The 17,626-nt window shown below is 60.2% G+C and carries 17 protein-coding genes; 4 read left to right on the top strand and 13 right to left on the bottom strand.

Annotated features, from left to right (window positions below):
• Positions 1 to 23 precede the first annotated feature (23 nt).
• The 4 genes from DW189_RS12435 to DW189_RS12420 form a co-directional block, all read right to left on the bottom strand.
• Positions 24 to 512, bottom strand: coding sequence for a glycosyltransferase (locus tag DW189_RS12435; protein WP_162508150.1), 489 nt, complete (start codon positions 510 to 512; stop codon positions 24 to 26).
• 11 nt (positions 513 to 523) lie between these two features.
• Positions 524 to 889 carry a glycosyltransferase gene (locus DW189_RS12430; RefSeq protein WP_117508411.1) on the bottom strand — a complete coding sequence of 122 codons (366 nt, stop codon included), beginning with the start codon at positions 887 to 889 and terminating at the stop codon, positions 524 to 526.
• A 164-nt stretch (positions 890 to 1,053) separates the two neighbouring features.
• A complete protein-coding gene (locus DW189_RS14275) occupies positions 1,054 to 1,326 on the bottom strand; it encodes a hypothetical protein (RefSeq protein ID WP_141417959.1) in 273 nt (90 codons plus the stop codon).
• An 878-nt stretch (positions 1,327 to 2,204) separates the two neighbouring features.
• Entirely contained in the window at positions 2,205 to 3,254 is a 1,050-nt protein-coding gene (locus DW189_RS12420; RefSeq protein WP_117508409.1) for a linear amide C-N hydrolase, read from the bottom strand.
• A 199-nt stretch (positions 3,255 to 3,453) separates the two neighbouring features.
• Between DW189_RS12420 and DW189_RS12415 the strand changes: the two genes are divergently transcribed.
• The 4 genes from DW189_RS12415 (at position 3,454) to tatA (ending at position 6,326) form a co-directional block, all read left to right on the top strand.
• Positions 3,454 to 4,227 carry an endonuclease/exonuclease/phosphatase family protein gene (locus tag DW189_RS12415; RefSeq protein ID WP_022333778.1) on the top strand — a complete coding sequence of 258 codons (774 nt, stop codon included), beginning with the start codon at positions 3,454 to 3,456 and terminating at the stop codon, positions 4,225 to 4,227.
• A 112-nt stretch (positions 4,228 to 4,339) separates the two neighbouring features.
• Positions 4,340 to 4,933, top strand: a complete 594-nt coding sequence (gene yihA, locus DW189_RS12410) for a ribosome biogenesis GTP-binding protein YihA/YsxC (RefSeq protein ID WP_022333777.1) — start codon at positions 4,340 to 4,342, stop codon at positions 4,931 to 4,933.
• Between the two features lie 85 nt (positions 4,934 to 5,018).
• Positions 5,019 to 5,960: a ribose-phosphate diphosphokinase gene (locus DW189_RS12405; RefSeq protein ID WP_018696943.1), complete on the top strand. Its 942-nt coding sequence runs from the start codon at positions 5,019 to 5,021 to the stop codon at positions 5,958 to 5,960.
• Positions 5,961 to 6,137: 177 nt separating this feature from the next.
• Complete coding sequence (tatA, locus tag DW189_RS12400; protein ID WP_117508408.1) at positions 6,138 to 6,326, top strand: twin-arginine translocase TatA/TatE family subunit; 189 nt, start codon at positions 6,138 to 6,140, stop codon at positions 6,324 to 6,326.
• Positions 6,327 to 6,813: 487 nt separating this feature from the next.
• Here tatA and DW189_RS12395 read toward each other — a convergent pair whose 3' ends face one another.
• The 9 genes from DW189_RS12395 to DW189_RS12355 all read right to left on the bottom strand — a co-directional run bounded on the left by DW189_RS12395 (position 6,814) and on the right by DW189_RS12355 (position 17,601).
• On the bottom strand, positions 6,814 to 7,068 hold the full coding sequence (locus DW189_RS12395) for a hypothetical protein (RefSeq protein ID WP_055212131.1): 255 nt from the start codon (positions 7,066 to 7,068) through the stop codon (positions 6,814 to 6,816).
• 54 nt (positions 7,069 to 7,122) lie between these two features.
• A complete protein-coding gene (locus tag DW189_RS12390) occupies positions 7,123 to 7,938 on the bottom strand; it encodes an SDR family oxidoreductase (protein ID WP_117508407.1) in 816 nt (271 codons plus the stop codon).
• A gap of 1 nt (position 7,939) precedes the next feature.
• A complete protein-coding gene (locus DW189_RS12385) occupies positions 7,940 to 8,725 on the bottom strand; it encodes an MBL fold metallo-hydrolase (RefSeq protein WP_117508406.1) in 786 nt (261 codons plus the stop codon).
• A gap of 272 nt (positions 8,726 to 8,997) precedes the next feature.
• A complete protein-coding gene (locus DW189_RS12380; protein ID WP_022333772.1) occupies positions 8,998 to 9,291 on the bottom strand; it encodes a PG0541 family transporter-associated protein in 294 nt (97 codons plus the stop codon).
• Positions 9,292 to 9,458: 167 nt separating this feature from the next.
• Positions 9,459 to 12,599 (bottom strand): efflux RND transporter permease subunit, encoded by a 3,141-nt coding sequence (locus DW189_RS12375; RefSeq protein WP_022333771.1) that lies wholly within the window; start codon positions 12,597 to 12,599, stop codon positions 9,459 to 9,461.
• Between the two features lie 15 nt (positions 12,600 to 12,614).
• Complete coding sequence (locus tag DW189_RS12370) at positions 12,615 to 13,628, bottom strand: efflux RND transporter periplasmic adaptor subunit (protein WP_117508405.1); 1,014 nt, start codon at positions 13,626 to 13,628, stop codon at positions 12,615 to 12,617.
• Between the two features lie 28 nt (positions 13,629 to 13,656).
• On the bottom strand, positions 13,657 to 14,985 hold the full coding sequence (locus tag DW189_RS12365) for a TolC family protein (RefSeq protein WP_117508404.1): 1,329 nt from the start codon (positions 14,983 to 14,985) through the stop codon (positions 13,657 to 13,659).
• 2 nt (positions 14,986 to 14,987) lie between these two features.
• Positions 14,988 to 15,638, bottom strand: coding sequence for a TetR/AcrR family transcriptional regulator (locus tag DW189_RS12360; protein ID WP_018696954.1), 651 nt, complete (start codon positions 15,636 to 15,638; stop codon positions 14,988 to 14,990).
• Positions 15,639 to 16,044: 406 nt separating this feature from the next.
• Entirely contained in the window at positions 16,045 to 17,601 is a 1,557-nt protein-coding gene (locus DW189_RS12355) for a peptide MFS transporter (RefSeq protein ID WP_018696955.1), read from the bottom strand.
• Positions 17,602 to 17,626: the final 25 nt, after the last annotated feature.

The following is a 17,626-nucleotide window of genomic DNA, read 5'->3' as shown; positions in this document are numbered from 1 at the left end:
CGTTTTTTCAGGCCGGGAAAGGGTTATTTCGACCACTTGCGGCGCAAACGCCCCACCGCCGTGACAAAAAAGCGTGCCGGAACCACGAACAGCGTGGCCGCCCACTGCCAGGCGCAGGAGAGGCGGAATCCGCCGAGGCCGAAATCGGCGAACGACCGGCCGTAGAGCAGGGGAATATACCAGACTTTGATGTTGATGCGGAAATCGTTGCTGACGTTGTCCTCGTGCACGATTTCGAGCCATTTGCCCCGGGCGGTGGAGAGATAGATGGTCGGCAATTGCCGGATGGCCTTGGTATGGCGGTAGGAAATGATGGTTTCGGCATGCGCATCGAACGGCTCGGCGAGGGTCAGGAAGTGATTGTTCGTATAGCGCATCTTGAGCGCGAAGCGGCGGTCGGTGAAATACTGGTAACCGTACAGCAGGCTGTAAATCCGTTTGCCGGGAGCGGGACGCAGCTCGCGTTGCAGCAGTTCGACGACATCGGACGAGAAGGCGTCGTCGTTATCCAAGTTAGTGGTGATCAGCAGCTTCGGGGGGGGGTTCTCCCCTTCCGGTCGCACGACACGTACGCTGTAATCGTCGTGCGGAGATTTTCCGTCAGGTTCGCCGCCTGTGCAGCCGTATAATAGACGGCTTCGAACTGCGGGCACCGGGCCTTATAGCCTTCGATACGGCTGCGGTAGGGCTCGGGCGTCGCGGCATCGAAAAGACATAGCCAGGTGAAGTTCCCGCTCGTCTGCGCTGCCACGGACGGCAGGCAATAGCGCTCGAAGACCTCGAACCGGTGTTCGAGCCACCGATCCGTACGGGTGGGCAGGTCGTGTTTGTCCTGCGCATAAAGGTTCAGGTTGAACCGGGTAATGATAAAATGAGAGTAATTTTCCATTGCGGAGATTTATATCGCCGCAAAGATAGGAAAAATTCCATACGGATTTCACACCACCCGTCATTTGCCATGATGCGGACGACGGCCGCGGCGAAAAGAGAAATATACGGCAAGAGCCGGACTCTGACGAAGAACCGGCGCATGGCCATACCTGCGATCGCAGATCAATGCAGAGGATAGCTGACGATGATCTCTTCGGCTGTCTCGGGATCGACGGATGCGGCGACGAGTCGGTCGCCGACAACCACCATCGGCCCGACAGGCATATCCAATACCAATCTGCGGATAAAGTTACCGTCCCAGTCATAGACATTGATCCGGCGGGGATCGAACGTCGACAACGATTTGCGGGCCCTGGCGGCATCGCGGATCTGCCCATAGGTCGTCTGCGAATATCCGATATAAAATGGTCGTCGTCCACCGCTATGCTGTTGCATCCGTCCTCGCAAGCATCATCGAAGGCATAAGGGTGTCCTTGTTCGCGGGTAGCATGCACCTGCGGCAGTTTGTCATACAAATAGCGGATGATCCGGATATGGTTGCCCTCCTCCAGTTCGAAAATAAAAAGGTACTTGAAATCCTGCGCATTGTAAACGAAGCGGTTTTTGCGCGGATGTTTGCGGATGCGTCCTGTCCAGACGACCTCCTGCACCATCGGGGATAACCCGAGGGGCAGGGCCGGATAGGAAAAATCGAGCGGGACGACCCGCCCGCCGTCAATATCGAGGAGCGAGAACATATTGAGCGAGTCCGTATGGTGTCCCATCGTCAGATAGGACGAGCGGTCGATCAGACAGGGTTCGCCCAATGAACAGTCACCGATAAACGACAACTGCCGGTACTCCCAGGTCGAGACATCGTAAAGATTTTCAGGAGGATCGAGCGAAACCCGGCAAAAGCGGTTCTCCCGGTTATAATCTGCCAGCATCGTGAGGCTCCGTGTATCGGGGTCGAACGCAACCCGGGCGATCATCATTTCGTACGGCCCCCGCCCGTAACCGAGGAACTCGCCCTCTTTTTTCAGGGAGTCGCCCGAAAACCGATAGACGGAAAATTTCTTCTCGGACACCCCAAGATTATGCATCACAATACGATCCCCGGCGACTTGAACCGGATATTCGCCCATATACTCCGTGCCGACGGGAATACGAACCGCATACAGCGAATCGCCCGGTGCGGCAGCATCGAATTGCCCGGCGGACAAAGATACTGCTTGCCGGCCGCAGCCGACAAGCAGTAGGGATAACAAGGAAAAACAAAACCGGGACATAACTACGATTATAGGTATTTATTCGCCTTTGGCAATGAGCTTATTTCACGCTCCGAACAGGAAGACGAACGGCTTGTCGCTCCTGCGGAATTCGGCCGTGGCGTCGCCTGTGAAGGTTCGGCCGCCGACGAGTTTCAGGACACGTTCGGGCGTCCCCTGGCCGAAGTCGATCTTCGAAAGGTCGACCCAGAAAGTTTCCATCGCCAGCGTAGGCTCGAAATAGTAGACCCGGTTCTTCTGGTCACAAACCGTGCGCCAGCGCGTCGACGAGATATGGGGCTTATCGGGGGTCGAGATGCCGTAGGGCACCGAGACGTTGCGCATTACGGACATCACGGCCGGCACGGCGACTTTCGGATCGGCGCTTTTGACGACGGCGTTGATATAGAACGACGCACGCACGAAGCGGTCGGGGGCGCGGTTGGTGCCGGGAAGCATCGTCAGCCCGCCGATCTGCTGCCAGTAATCGAGGATGGCGAGCTGCCGGTCGTAGAACGGCGAATTGGTCATCACCTGGTACTCACGGCCGTGATGCACCGACAGGCGGCCGTCGACATACTCAAAGATGGCGCTGTCGCCCGAGGCGTCGGAGATGGCCAGGTGCAGGCGCGACTTGACACCGTTCGGGAGGTCGGGGGCGTCGATGCGGAACTTCTCCTTCGAAAGCTCCGCAACGGCTTCGTCGACCGTGGCGAAATTATCCAGCACATACTGCGTCCAGATGCTCAGTCCCATGACCGGGCGCGTATCGCCCGGGCGTTCGTAGACGGATTCGGGCAGGAACAGCAGGTTGGCGACCAGCCCGGCCTCGTTCATGCCGTCGGTGATGCCGATGTCGTAGCCGGCAGCCGACAGGGTACCGTATTTCGAGGTCCAGAACACCGTGTTGTCTGTGTTCGCCCCGCGCCGCGCCGTACCGCGCGGAAAGATGTAAAGGTTGGTGAGCGGATCCTCGCGCCAGTCCATGGTACGCCCGGTGACGGTCATACCCTCGGGGCCGAGATAGACGGCCCGCGTGCAGGCCGGGGATTCGGTGGGAAGAAAGGCCAGCGCCGCAGCGCCGAGCACGATCGGAAACAGATTTTTCATAAGCATGATAAGTTAAGTATATCCGTCGCTGCAAATCGGATGCTAAAAGGTACGAAAAATTCACCGTTAAACCAAACCGGAAGGAATTTACGAGGCCCGGCACAGGGAGTCTGCCACGGAACCGCATGACACACAGCCGGTATCAGCCGGATTTATTTGGCATTCAACAGCGGATGTATTACCTTTGCGGAAAACCCCCTCCGGCATGAAACACCCCCTACGCACCCTCCTACTGGCCGTCTGCTGCGGCCTGGCTGCCGCCTGCACGCAGCGGCAGGAACGCCTGAAACTGATGTCCTACAACATCCGCAACGGCATCGGCATCGACAACATACAGGACATCGGCCGCATCGCCCGGGTCATCCTGCGCGAAGCGCCCGACCTGGTGGCGTTGCAGGAACTGGACAGCGCCACGCTGCGTGTGGACGGGCGTTACATCCCCGGTGAACTGGGGCGGATGACGGGTATGCACGCCACGTTCGGCCGCGCCATCGGCTTCGCGGGCGGAAGCTACGGCGTCGGGTTGCTGTCACGCACCGAGCCGTTCGCCGTACGCAGCATCCCGCTCCCGGGGCGCGAGGAGGCCCGGGTACTGCTCATGGCGGAATTCCCGGACTACACGGTATGCGTCACCCACCTTTCGCTGACGCCCGAAGACCGGCACGCCTCGCTGCCAATCATCCGCGAAGCCACCGACACATGCCGCAAACCGGTGCTGCTGGCCGGGGATTTCAACACAGGGGATGCCGCGGCGGTGCTTGCGGGGCTGGGCGGCGGCTTCCGGATACTTTCCGACACCACGCGGATGACGTTCCCGGCCGACAACCCGGCCGTGCGCATCGACTACATCCTCGGCCGCGGGCTGCCCACGTCGGCCACGGTCGCGGAAAGCGCCGTAGACCATACGGCCGCGGCATCGGATCACTGTCCGCTGTGGGTGACGCTCGCCTGGGAACGGGGTAAGCAGCCGGGGAAATAACGGGCAGCCCGGGGAGGGTAAACGAACCGGGGTGCGGCAAGAAGGGATCGGCGGGCGCCGTCCCCGTGCCGTATCCGGAAATATTGCTATCTTTGCACAAAATTCCAACACCATGCAGATCCACAAAGCCGAATTCAGGTGCAGCTCGGAGCGCATCTCGCAAGTTCCGAAGGATTCGCTGAAGGACATCGCCTTCATCGGGCGCAGCAACGTCGGCAAGTCGTCGCTCATCAACATGCTGACCGGCCGGCAGGGGCTGGCAAAGGTCTCGGGGACACCCGGCAAGACACGGCTCATCAACCACTTCCTGATCGACAATGCGTGGTACCTGGTCGACCTGCCGGGCTACGGCTATGCCCGTACGTCGAAGGCCATGCGCAGCGATTTCGCCAAGATCATCACCGACTACGTGCTCAAATGCGAGAAGATGCACTTCCTGTTCGTGCTGGTGGACATCCGGCTCGAACCCCAGAAGATCGACCTGCGCTTCATCGAAATGCTGGGCATGAACGGCATTCCGTTCGGCATCGTCTTCACCAAGGCCGACAAGCTCTCCAAGACGCAGTGTGCGAAGAGCGTGGAGCGTTACAAGGCCACGCTCGGCGAGCAATGGGAGGAACTTCCGCCGATGTTCGTCTCGTCGGGCGAACGCGGTACGGGACGCGAGGAGATCCTCGGCTTCATCGGCGAATGCCTCGATGTTTAACCGATTGTTGAAAAAAGGTTGCCCGCAGGGCTCGTTTTTCCGACGGCATATACTATCTTTGCACCATCAAAAATCCTCGTAACCTATGGCTATCCACAAAATCAAAATTTTCTCGGGTCGCGGATCGGAATACCTTGCCGAAAAAATCGCGGCGAGTTTCGGTACGACGCTCGGGCAATCGGAAGTACTGCGTTTCAGCGACGGCGAGTTCCAGCCCTGCTTCAACGAGTCCATCCGCGGGTGTACGGTATTCATCATCCAGTCGACGTTCCCGCCTTCGGATAACCTGATGGAGCTGTTGATGATGATCGACGCCGCACGCCGCGCTTCGGCCTACAAGGTCGTGGCCGTGATACCCTACTTCGGCTGGGCACGACAGGATCGGAAAGACCGGCCCCGGGTGCCGATCGGCGCGAAACTGGTAGCCAACCTGCTGATGGCCGCAGGCGTAGACCGCGTGATGACGATGGACTTGCATGCCGACCAGATACAGGGTTTCTTCGACGTACCGGTCGATGCGCTCTATGCCAGCGGCATCTTTATCCCCTATATCAAGAGCCTCAACATCGAAGAGCTGTCGATCGCAGCGCCCGACATGGGCGGCGCCAAGCGTGCCAACACCTATGCCAAACTGCTCGGCACGCCGATCATCATTTCGCATAAGGAACGTGCCAAGGCCAACGTCGTGGGTACGATGACCGCCATCGGCGAGGTCGAGGGCCGCAATATCCTGATCGTGGACGACATGATCGACACGGCAGGCACGATCTGCATGGCCGCCGACATGCTCATGTCGCGCGGGGCGAAGAGCGTTCGCGCCGCCATCACCCATCCCGTGCTGTCGGGCCCGGCCTACGAGCGCATCAACGACAGCGCGCTGCAGGAGGTGATCGTGACCGACACCATTCCGCTCAACCCCGACAAAGACCTACACAAGTTCACGGTGCTGTCGGTGGCGGACATGTTCGCCGACGTCATCGAGCGCGTACACAACTACAAGGAGATTTCGTCGATATTCTTCAAATAACGGATTCCCGAAAGACAGTTCGGGCGGGGTGCTTCGGGTGCACCCCGCTTTTTTTCACCCCGGAAGGCGGGGTTTCGGAAATTCTTAGTACATTTGTCCGCAAGGCAGTCCCTGTCTCCGGGAATACGACAGGAAAGCCCGGACGGAAAACGCACACACCAAAGACCCGAACATACCATGACATTATTCATCATCCCCCTGTTCCTCGGCCCGACCGAGTTGATACTTATCCTGTTGGTCGTATTGCTCCTGTTCGGCGGCAGGAAAATCCCCGAACTGATGCGCGGCCTGGGACGCGGCGTCAAGGAGTTCAAGGACTCCTCGAAGGAAGACGGCAAGGACGGCGGGACGAAGAAAAAGGAATAACCGCGCGCAAAGGCTGCGGTGCCGGGGAAAACGACATCGTATTCCCCCGGAGCCCAGGGCTCGCCGGCGCGGAAAACGCATCGTCCGGCACGAGCGAAAAACTACGGCAAGCGGCGCCCCCCCGGAGAGCAGACAGGCAAGCGGCGGGCATCCGGCACCCGGCACCCAGAGAACAGACAGGCAAGCGGGATCGCATCCGGGCAACAAAAGCCATGTACCCAACGCGCAGGACATACGGGACGGCATAGGTAATGCCGGCGAAGCACCGGAGCAGCGGTACCGGAAGCGGTACGGAAAACGGCAGCGCGAAGGACAGCAACCCGGGACACTACTATCGGGGAAACGGCGGACGGAATAATCCACCCCGGCCAACCCGGAAGGAAGAACGGCAAATGGAAGGGGGGGGGCCGGAAAGGCGGGAACGATGAACCGACGACCAAAAAAAGAGGCGCTCAAAATAACCGAGCGCCTTCTTTTATTTTACCACTTACCACGATTTTTTACCCCGCACCACGCGATGGCCGTTGATGACCAGCATGACCGGCGCAACGAAATAAAAGAGCCACCACCATCTCCAGCCGTCGCCTCCGCAAAGGACGACGACCAGCACGACGGACATGAGCGCCAAGCCGCCATACCCCGCCTTGAGTTGCCAGCGGGCGTTTTCCAAAGCGGCCTGACGGCGGATCCCGGCGCAGACGCGCCTGACCTCTTCTTCGGAGTGTTTTTCTTCCCGTGCCATAGTTCCCTTGGTTCAAACCGCTCCCCGGGGCGCGCCCCGCCGGATGCGGCGACGTTATTTCAGCGGCGAATCGGGCTCCCGGGACATCACCAGGTAGAACATGCGGTCGAGGAAGCCGGGGGCGAACTTCTTGACGAAATGCGTGGCACGCCCCTCGTTCTCCATCAGACAGAGGCGTTTGCGCTTCTGTATGCCGCGGGCGACGATGCGGGCGACCTCTTCGGGGGTCATCATCTTCGCTTCGTCGCGCGGGGTTGCGCCCTGCTGCGTGCCGTCGGCCGTAAGGGCCGAGAAGCGGACATTCGACGACGTGAACCCCGGGCAGGCGATCATCACGTGCAGTCCCTTTTTAAGGTTTTCGATGCGCAGCGTTTCGAGGAAACCCGTCATGGCGTACTTCGAGGCCGAATAGCCCGTGCGCCCCGGCAGCCCGTGCAGCCCGGCGACGGACGAGATGCCGACAATCGAACCGTGCGACTGCTGGAGGTACGGCAGGGCGAACTTGCAGCAGTTGACCGTACCCCAGAAATTGACGTCCATCAGGCGGTGCAGCACCTCCAGGTCGACGTCGTCGAAAATGGCGCGCATCGAAAGCCCGGCGTTGCAAACCAGCACGTCGATCCCCCCGAACTCACGTACGGCCGTGTCGATCAGTTCGCGGCACTCGCCGACATCGGTCACGTCGACGCCGCAATAGGCGGCCTGCCCGCCCCGGGAGCGGATGTCGCCCGCGATAAGCTGTAATTTCTGCACGCTGCGCGCGCCCAGCACCACGCGGGCGCCCTGTGCGGCGAACTCGCGTGCCATCGCCTCGCCGATACCCGACGAAGCACCCGTCACGATGACGACCTTATTTTTAAAATCTTTCATATCAATCGTTTATTTCAAGCTGCAACGTATCGTAGGCCATGTGTACGCCGCGGGGGAGCGTCGGCTCCGTCACGGCATGCAGGCCGATGTCGTGGGACATGTGCGTGAGGTAGGCCTCGCGCGGGGCGACGCGGGCGATGAGCGCAAGGGCTTCGGCCACGTTGAAATGGGAATAATGCTCCGTAAAGCGGAGCGCGTTGACGACGAGCACCTCCACGCCCCGGAGTTTTTCGACCTCGGCATCCCCGATGGTCTTGAAATCGGTCAGGTAGGCCAGCCTGCCGATACGGTAGCCCGTGACGGCAAACCGGTCGGAATGGTGTCCCGATACGGGGACGACCTCCAGCCCCCCGACCCGGAACGGCCGGGTGACGTCGATCTCATGCAACTCAATTTCGGGCACGCCGCGGTACTTATCCTGCGCGAAGGCATAGTCGAAATCCTTGCGCACGACGCCGATGGTATGGGGTGCGGCATAGATGTCGACCTTGTGCACCAGCGGCGGGTAATCGACAAAGTTGAAGGCCCGCACGTCGTCCAGCCCGCCGATATGGTCTTTATGTTCGTGCGTGAGGAGGATGGCGTCGAGGTGGCGGATGCCCGTGCGGAGCATTTGGCAGCGGAAATCGGGGCCGGCGTCGATGACCATACGCACGCCGCACGCCTCGACCATGGCCGAAGTGCGCAGGCGGTTGTCACGCCTGTCGGCCGAGGTGCAGACCTTGCAGCGGCACCCGATGACAGGGACGCCCTGCGAGGTGCCCGTTCCCAGAAAGGTGAGTTTCATGCAGGCAAAGATAGTAAAAATAGGGCGACTGCGTACGGGCACGCCGAAGAATCTGCCGCGGTGCACCGGCACGGCAGCAGCAAAGTCCGGAGCTGTCACCACCGTCCCCAAGCCGCAGGCCGCCTGCAAAACCGGAGAAGACAAGCGGGGAAAACTCCCGGAACGTTCCGGAAAGTCCCGGCGCATCCGCTCGGCGTACCCGGAAACACCGGGAAACCCGAACCCTTACCCCGGAGCCCGGGAAAATCCAAAGTACCGGAACCCGGGAAAACTCAGAATGTCTGCTCGATATTCCAGACGAAGGCACGCGAGCCCTGCATCTTGGTAGCGGCGTCCATCTCCCGGAAAGCCTCCATCAGCGGCGCGACCTTTTCGTCGTCGACGATGGCCATGAGCGAAGCGTTCATCGACGGCCAGGCATGCGTGCCGTAATGGGGTTCGCCGTCGAACGACCCGCGCCCCTCGGTCAGCGCCCAACGCGTAAAGCCGCGGATGCCCTGCTCGTCGAGGATGGCGTTCACACGGTCGGTGAGCGCCTGATTGTATGATAAGAATACTGCTTTCATAATTTACGTTCTATTAAATCGAACAATCGTCCGCCGCCCTGCCGTCTTTAGGGATTGTCGCGGAACCCGTACGAGACGGGCTTCCCCAACAACCCGGAATCGCAGGTGTTGCCCCCGATCGCCGGAAGCGGAAGGCGACGTCGCATCACTCGTCATTTTCAGGATCCTCAATGGCTGCTGGCCTGATGTGCTGCTGCCAGGCGTGCCAGTTTTTCCTTCTCCTTGCGCTGCGAACGGTTGACGAATACCGAGTAGAGCGCCGGGATGATGAACAGCGTCAGCAGGGTCGAGAACGTGAGGCCGCCAATCACGGCGATGCCCATGGGCTGCCACGTCTCCGACCCGACACCCGTGCCGATCGCCAGCGGCAGCATACCCAGGATGGTCGTGAACGAAGTCATGAGCACGGGGCGCAGACGGCTCTTTCCGCCGGCGATCACGGCGTCGAAGACACCCGAGCCGCGCTCGACCAGCAGGTTCATGTAGTCGACCATCACGATACCGTTCTTGGTCACGATGCCCACCAGCATGATGGCGCCGATCAGGGCGATGAGCGACATGGGCGTGGAGGTCATCCACAAAGCCAGGAAAACGCCCGTGGCGGCGAACGGGATGGTGAACATGATGATGAACGGGAAGAGCAGCGATTCGAACTGCGTGGCCATCACGATGTAGACCAGGATGACGATCAGGATGAACAGCACGCCCAGGTCGCTGAAGGCGTCGCCCTGGTCTTCGACCGTACCGCCGATTTCGAGGTCGACGCCGTCGGGCACGGGATACCCGGCGATGAGTTGATCGACCTCGGCCACCACGTCGCCCAGGGCGACGCCGGCTCCGAGCGACGACTTGACCGTGATCACACGCTGGCGGTTCTCGCGCTCGATCATCGGCGCGGCATACTCCTCCTGCACGCGGCCGACCTCCTTGAGTTTCACGGGGCGCCCCTGCCCGTTGTAAAGCGTGATGTTCTCCACGTCCCCGAGCGACATGCGGAACGGTTCGGCATAGCGCACCACGATGTCATATTCGTCGCCGTCCTCGCGGTATTTCGAGGCCACAAGGCCGTCGATGCGGTTGCGCACGGCCTGCGACGCCGTAGCGCTGTTCATGCCGTAATAGGCAAGGCGGTCGCGGTCGAAGACCACGTTGAGTTCGGGACGCAGGTCGTCGCGCGAAAGCTGCACGTCTCGCGTACCCTCCAGGCCGCCCAGCTTTTCCTTCAGGTCGTTGGCAACGGCGTTGGTCACGTCCATGTCGTAGCCGAAAACCTTGATGTCGACCGTCGCCGAACCGCTCATGCTGCCGTTATCGCCGCCGGGCATCACCGAATATTCCCGCACCTCGGGGATGCGATCCAGTTCCTTGCGCAGCAGGTCGGAGATAACGTAGATCGACCGCTCGCGCTTGTCGGAGGTGGGCAGGCTGAGGTTGTAATTGATGATGTGCGAACCGGTGGTCTGCATCGCGGCGAACGCGTCGTCCGACGAGTTGGCGCCCGACGAGGCCGACACGAGCGTCACCTCGGGATAGTTCTTGTAGATGATGCTGTCGATCTGGCGGGCGATCCGCGCGGTGTAGTCCACCGAAAGGTTCTGCTCCAGTTTGACCGTGGCCGAGATCCAGCCGTTATCCGAAGGCGGGAAGAATTCGGTCGGCACCTGCGTGACAAGCCCCAGCGAAACCAGGAAAAGCCCCATCATCGAGAAGATCGTGATACGGCGGTGGCGCACCACCCAGTTCAGCGAGCGGGCATAGGCGTCGTCGAGCCATGCAAGTGCCCGGTCGATGGGTTTGTATATGACACCCAGCCCCTTGTAATCGTGCACGCCGCCCTCGAGTTTCAAGAGGTAGGCGGACATCATCGGGGTCAGCGAAATGGCTGCCGTAGTCGAAACGCAGACCACGATGGTCACGATCCAGCCCAGCTCGCGGAAGAGGATACCCGCCATGCCCGGCACCATCGTCAGCGGCAGGAACACGGCAACGACCACGAGCGTGGTGGCAATGACCGACAGCCACACCTCGTTGGTGGCGTAGATGGCGGCCTCCTTGGGGTTCGAACCCCGCTCGATGTGCGTCGTGATGTTCTCCAGCACCACGATGGCATCGTCGACGACCATACCGATGGCGATCGAGAGCGACGAGAGCGAGATGATATTGAGCGTCGAGCCCGTGGCGAAGAGGTAGATGAACGAACAGATCAGCGACACGGGGATCGTCATACAGATGATGAGCGTCGCCCTCCACCGCCCGAGGAAGGCCATCACCACCAGCACCACGAAGATAAAGGCGTACATGATCGTTTCCGAGAGCGACCCGATGGCATTGGTGATTTCCTGCGACCCCTCGAAGATCGTCTCCATCTTCACGTCGCGCGGAAGGCTCGCCTGGATGTCGGGCAGGCGCTTCTGAATCTCATGGACGATATCCACGGTGTTGGCACCCGACTGCTTCTGGATCATCACGCGCACGCTCCGCTGCCCGTTGGCGCGTTCGTCCATCGTGGCCTTTTCGAGCGTATCGCGGATCTCGGCCACGTCGGAGAGCATCACCGTGCGTCCCCCGGCATTGGAAACCACGACCTTGCGCATCTCGTCGCTCAGCTTGAATTCGCCGTCGGCCTTGATGTTGAACGTGTTGTTGCCGATGTCGATCGTGCCGCTCGGAATGTTGACGTTCTCGGCGGCGATGATCTGCCCCAGCTGCTCGACGGTCAGATTGTAGGCTTCGAGCTTGGCCGGGTCGACATTGACCTGCACCTCGCGTTCGGGGGCGCCCATGACCGTCACGGCACCCACGCCGTCGACACGGTTCAGGACGTTGACGAATTTATCGTCGAGGATCTTCTTCAGGGCCGGGTAGCTCTCGTCGGCCGTCACGGCAAGCATGATCACGGGGATCATCGAGGTCGAGAACTTGAAGATCGTAGGATAATCGATGTCGTCGGGCAACTGCGACTGGCTGCGGCTCACCACGTCACGGATCTCGTTGGCGCCCTCGGTCAGGTCGGATCCGTACTCGAATTCGACAATGATCATCGACACGTTGTCCTGCGACTTGGAGGTCAGTTTCTTGAGGTTGCTCACCGTATTGAGGTTATCCTCCAGGATACGGGTGATGTTGGTCTCGATATCCGCAGCGTTGGCACCGGGATAGAAGGTGATGACCGATATCTGGGGGATTTCGATTTCGGGGTACTGGTCTACCGCGAGGTTCATCAGCGAGAAGAGCCCGAAGACCATCACGCCGACGAACATGAGCACCGTGGAGACCGGTTTCCGAACCGCGCTTTCGTATATTTTCATATGTTTCGGGACGTTTTATTCCTGTTTGATTTCCACTTTGGCACCGTCGTAGAGCTTCGAAAGGGCCGTAACGGCCACGGCTTCGTCCGCCCCGACGCCCGAAAGAATGTCCACGCGGTCGCCGACCTGGCGGCCTACGTCCACACGGCGGCGACGGGCAACGCTATCGCCCTCGATGACATACACGAAGCGCTCGGCAGTGCCGACCTGCTTCTGGACGGCCACGTCGGGCACCATGACGCCCTCCTTATGCCCCATGTTGAAGATCGTGCGGGCGTACATACCCGGGCGCAGCGTGCGCCGGGCATTGGGCACCTTCACCTCGACCTTGAACGTGCGGGTCGTGGGGTCGAGCGCCGGATAGATCAGCGACACGGTACCCGTAAAGGTCTGGTCGGGGAAGATGTCCACCTTCAGCTCGACGGGCATCCCGACCTTCACGTTGGGGAAATACTGCTCGGAAATATTGGCGATGACCTTCAGCGGGTCGATCTGCATGATGTGCAGGATGGGCTGCGCCGAGAAGAGGTCGCCCGACTCGTAGTTGCGCGCCGTGACCACGCCTGTGATGGGCGAACGCACCTCGATGTTCTTCTTGAGGTTGGCGACCACCTCGCGCTGCACGTCCAGCTGCGCCTTGGCCTGCTGGATCTGCTGCGCCGAGATACCGCCGGCCTCATAGACGGGCAGCAGGCGGTTGTAATCGTCCTCGACGGTCTTCAGCTGCACGAGCTGCTGGGTGTACTGCGTCGGGTCGAGCGTCACGATGAGCTGCCCCTCGCGCACGGGGTCGCCCACCTCGACCAGGATGCGGTCGATGTGCACGCCCGAAGCCGCCGGAGTGATGTCGTTCTCCCTGAAGGGCTCGATCTCCGAAGTGAACTCCTCGGTAAGCTGCACGGTGGCGGACTCCGCCGTTTCGGTTTTAGTCAGCACACGGTTGTCCTGCTGCACGTCGCCTGCCCCGTTTTTGCCTTTGCAGCCGGCGAGGGCAGCCGCGGCAAACAATATAACTGCTGTTTTCTTCATATGCTATCTTTGTTTTTCAATTTCCACGCTATTTTTCCTTGCCGACGATGCGGTCGTACTCGGCCTTGGCCGTCAGGTAATCGAAGATCGCCTGCGAGTAGTTGAGCTGCGCCTGCGTCTGCGCCAGCTGGGCGCTGTTGAGCTCGAGGATCGTACCCGCCCCCGCACGGTAACGGGTGTCGGAGATCGAGTAGGCCTTGCGCGCCTGCTCGACGGTGAGTTCCTGGGCGTACATCGTCTCGCGCGCCGTCAGCAGGTCGTTCAGCGCCGAGCGAACCTGCACGTCGACCTGCTGCCGGGCGTATGTCCGCTGGAGGCCGATCTGCGAAATCTGGTTCTTGATCTCGCGCGAGCGGTTCATCTTCGTCAGCCCCGAAAAGAGCGGCACGGAGACGCGGATGCCGGCGGAAAGCGGGTTCTGCCAGAAATAGCCGTCCTTGATCGTCGTCATTTCCATCGTCGCCTGGTCGAACGACACCGAGCCCATGTTGTTCCCGGTGAGGGTGAAGTTGCCGAACGCCCCGATGGTCGGCAGGCGGCTCGCATTCTCGGCCTTGAGCTGGAGGCGGAGCAAATCCTCCTGCAGTTCGAGCGTGCGCAGGTCGGAGTTGTCCGAAGTGTCGGTCGTAAGCCCCTCGGTTCCGGCGAGCACCTTGTCGCGCATGGCGTCCAGCTCGCCTTCGACCTCGATATCGACCTGCTCGGGGATCGAAAGGTACATCTTGAGCATCAGCTTGGCGATGCGGATCGAGTTTTCGGTCTGGAGGATCGAGGGTTTCAGGTTGCTGAGCTGCACCTGCGCCGTCAGCAGGTCGTATTCCGAGGTCAGGCCGTTCTGGTACTGCACCTGCGTGTCGTCGACCGTACGCTGTACGGTGGCCTGCGACTCGCGGAGCACGTCGAGCGACTGCTCGGCGAGCAGGATGTTGTAGAAGGCCTTTTTGACTTCGGCCGTCAGCGTGATGCGCGACGAACGAGCCGCCTCGACGGCCGTGGCCATCTGTTTGTCGTTCATCTTCATCATGCGGTAAACCTGCGGCGCGAAGAGCGGCACCGAAGCATCCACGGCCCCGCTGAGCGTCGTATAGGGGTCGTTGCCCAGCGAGAAGCCCTTGGACATCTGCTGCACGATGAAGCTGTGGTTGACCTGCCCGGTCACCGACACCTGCGGCAGCAGGCCGCCCCATGTCTGGCGTTTCACATAGTCGTAGCGCTGCACCTCCATCTCGGCGACCTTGATGGTGGGATTCTCGCTCAGCGCCAGGTCGAGGGCCTGGTCGAGCGTGAGGCGCATCTGCGCCACGGCAGCGAACGTACCCGTTGCCGTGAGGCACAATGTCAGAATCAGTTTTTTCATAGTCATCTATCCAAATTCAATTTATTTCCCGTTTTCGACAGTTTGTACCGCTTCAGGTTGTCGTCGATCAGCTGCAGGCCCTTGGCAGTCGAAATGCCGCGGAAAAAATTGCTGATGATCTGCACGAACGCCTCGCGTTCGGACATCCCGTCGGGCAGCATCAACTCGCGGCGTGTCACGATGGCCGAAGCCGTATAGTAAAGCACCGAAATGGAGAGGTCGATGTTGAAATTATTGACGAACAGCCCGGCCTCGATGCCCTGTTCGAGCATCGAACGCAGGCTCGTGCGGTTTTTCACCATCCCCTCGCGCATCAGCTTGTCGTGCACGGCGGGATAAAACTTCCGGAGGTTGTCCATCATGCGGCGCGAAACCTCGGCGTTGTCCATCACTTCGCCCAGCACCATGAACATGGCTTCGAGAACGTCGTGCGCATCGGCCGTGAGTTCGTTCCACCGCTGGCGGTTACGTTCGGAATAGCGTTCCATGGCCAGGTAGAGCAGGCCTTCCTTGTCGCCGAACATCTCGTAGAGCGTTCGCTTCGACACCCCGAGCTGCTGCGCGATGTCGTCCATTCGTACCGACTTGATACCCTGCGAAACGAACATCTGCATGGCTTGGTCGATAATGCGTCCTTTCTGAGGAGGGGTCATAGCATTCAAATATTTCGGATCCGGTGGCAAATATAGAAAGAAAACCCATGAAACCAAAAAAGTTTTCTGTTTTCTGTCGTTTCATCAGCAAATAACACACCGAACGGCGAACAATGTAGTAAATCCGAACAATATGGGAGGTATCCCCCGTCCGTTCAGGCCGGTAGGGATCGTATCCGGGGAGACGCCGGGCAAACTGCCGCAACGCATGCCGGGCCGGCGGGGCTCGCATCAGCGCAGCACGGGCGAAGGAACACGACTGCCGGAGCCTGCATGCCAGCCCACGGGCGCGGCAGGGACGCATGCCATCGAGACACGCACCGGGGGATACGCCCCACGCACCGTCTACGAAAAAAAAGCCGCTGCGGTTTGTCCGCAGCGGCCATAGGGAGAACATGACACGGGGTTATTTCGTCACCCGTTCGAGCCAGCGCACCATCGAGAGCATGACGAGCATCGACATGCCGCAGGCTGCGACGAAGACGCACCACGTAGCCCACATCGGGGTGTGCATGTAGAGCCATCCGCCGACGAACAGCAACGCATTGCCCACGGCCGTAGCGGCCAGCCAGAAGCCCTGCATAAGGCCCTGCATGTGCGGGGGCGCCACCTTCGATACAAATGCCAGTCCGAGGGGCGAGATGAAGAGCTCGGCGACGGTAAGGATGAAATAGAGGCCCACCATGACCCACGGGGTCACCAGGATCGACTGCACCTGGTCGGCCTTCATGCCTGCGAGGGCGGCCTTGTCGGGCAGTGCGAACGAGAAGAACATCAGGAAGAGGTAGGCCGTGGCGGCGATACCCATACCGATGGCGATCTTCATCGGGGTCGAAACCTCGATGTTGCGTTTGCGCAGCCAACCGAAGAACCACATGATCAGCGGCGTGAGGGTCACGACGAAGAAGGGGTTAACGCTCTGGAAAATCTCGGCGCCCTTGATGGTCGTGAAGCCCAGGTTGATGTTGATGACGTCGAGGTTGACGTAGTCACGTGCGAAATAGGTCAGCGAATAGCCGTTCTGGTGGAACGAAACCCAGAAGAAGATCACGACGCCGAACACGGCGAACAGTGCGTAGATGCGCTGGCGGATCTCCTGCGCCGACATGGTGATCTCCTCGGCCGAAGCCTTGGCACCGCCGGCCGCGGCTTTCTTCGACGGGTCGGGAAAGCGCTGCTTGTTGGACAGGTAGATGACCAGCGACACGAGCATCATCACGATGGCCGCGATGAACGCATAGTGGAAACCGCGGTTGAAGACATCGAGGTAGCCGTTGCAGAAATCGTGTAGGCCGGCAGCCGACACGGGCGTGCCGTCGAGGTAGGCCGAATTGGCGTACGACGTGAGGTTGGCAAGCCCCTCGCCGGCCATGTGCTCGCCCTTGGCAAGGTATTCGTGGCACAACTCGGGCAGCTTGGCGTTATAGTCGAAATTGTTGACCTTAAGCCACCAGTTGCGCACGCCGATGGCGACGAACGGCGCGAAGAAGCCCCCGATGTTGATGAACATATAGAAAATCTGGAAACCCGACTCACGCTTGGCGCTGAACTCCTTGTTGTCGTACATCTGCCCCACGAGCGCCTGGAGATTGCCCTTGAAAAGGCCGTTGCCGAAGGCTATCACCAGCAGGCCGACGCACGTCAGCGTCAGGTAGAGCGGCAGGCTGGACACGGGCGTCGGCGTGGGGATGGCGATGATCAGGTAGCCCAGCGACATCACCACGAGCCCCCACATGATGGTTCCCTTGTAGTTGCGGGTTTTGTCGGCAATGATACCGCCGACGAGCGCCAACAGGTAAATCGAAGCGTAGAATCCCGAATAGATATACCCCGCGGTCGTTTCGTTCAGGCCGAACTTGGCGGAGATGAACAAGGTCAGGATAGCCATCATGATGTAGAAACCGAAACGCTCGCCCATATTGGCAAGGGCCGCCGCGATCAGTCCTTTGGGTTGTCCTTTCATAAGTTGATTTTGGTTTTAGTAATTT

Source organism: Alistipes sp. AM16-43, from assembly GCF_003435745.1.
GTDB lineage: Bacteria > Bacteroidota > Bacteroidia > Bacteroidales > Rikenellaceae > Alistipes > Alistipes onderdonkii.
Note: the sequence above shows the minus strand (reverse complement) of the source record. Positions and strands in the feature narration are given on the sequence as shown.

Coding starts and splice junctions, on each gene's coding strand:
- DW189_RS12430 (WP_117508411.1), bottom strand. CDS start 889: ATGGAAAATTACTCTCATTTTATCATTACCCGGTTCAACCTGAACCTT.
- DW189_RS14275 (WP_141417959.1), bottom strand. CDS start 1,326: ATGCAACAGCATAGCGGTGGACGACGACCATTTTATATCGGATATTCG.
- DW189_RS12420 (WP_117508409.1), bottom strand. CDS start 3,254: ATGCTTATGAAAAATCTGTTTCCGATCGTGCTCGGCGCTGCGGCGCTG.
- DW189_RS12415 (WP_022333778.1), top strand. CDS start 3,454: ATGAAACACCCCCTACGCACCCTCCTACTGGCCGTCTGCTGCGGCCTG.
- yihA (WP_022333777.1), top strand. CDS start 4,340: ATGCAGATCCACAAAGCCGAATTCAGGTGCAGCTCGGAGCGCATCTCG.
- DW189_RS12405 (WP_018696943.1), top strand. CDS start 5,019: ATGGCTATCCACAAAATCAAAATTTTCTCGGGTCGCGGATCGGAATAC.
- tatA (WP_117508408.1), top strand. CDS start 6,138: ATGACATTATTCATCATCCCCCTGTTCCTCGGCCCGACCGAGTTGATA.
- DW189_RS12395 (WP_055212131.1), bottom strand. CDS start 7,068: ATGGCACGGGAAGAAAAACACTCCGAAGAAGAGGTCAGGCGCGTCTGC.
- DW189_RS12390 (WP_117508407.1), bottom strand. CDS start 7,938: ATGAAAGATTTTAAAAATAAGGTCGTCATCGTGACGGGTGCTTCGTCG.
- DW189_RS12385 (WP_117508406.1), bottom strand. CDS start 8,725: ATGAAACTCACCTTTCTGGGAACGGGCACCTCGCAGGGCGTCCCTGTC.
- DW189_RS12380 (WP_022333772.1), bottom strand. CDS start 9,291: ATGAAAGCAGTATTCTTATCATACAATCAGGCGCTCACCGACCGTGTG.
- DW189_RS12375 (WP_022333771.1), bottom strand. CDS start 12,599: ATGAAAATATACGAAAGCGCGGTTCGGAAACCGGTCTCCACGGTGCTC.
- DW189_RS12370 (WP_117508405.1), bottom strand. CDS start 13,628: ATGAAGAAAACAGCAGTTATATTGTTTGCCGCGGCTGCCCTCGCCGGC.
- DW189_RS12365 (WP_117508404.1), bottom strand. CDS start 14,985: ATGAAAAAACTGATTCTGACATTGTGCCTCACGGCAACGGGTACGTTC.
- DW189_RS12360 (WP_018696954.1), bottom strand. CDS start 15,638: ATGACCCCTCCTCAGAAAGGACGCATTATCGACCAAGCCATGCAGATG.
- DW189_RS12355 (WP_018696955.1), bottom strand. CDS start 17,601: ATGAAAGGACAACCCAAAGGACTGATCGCGGCGGCCCTTGCCAATATG.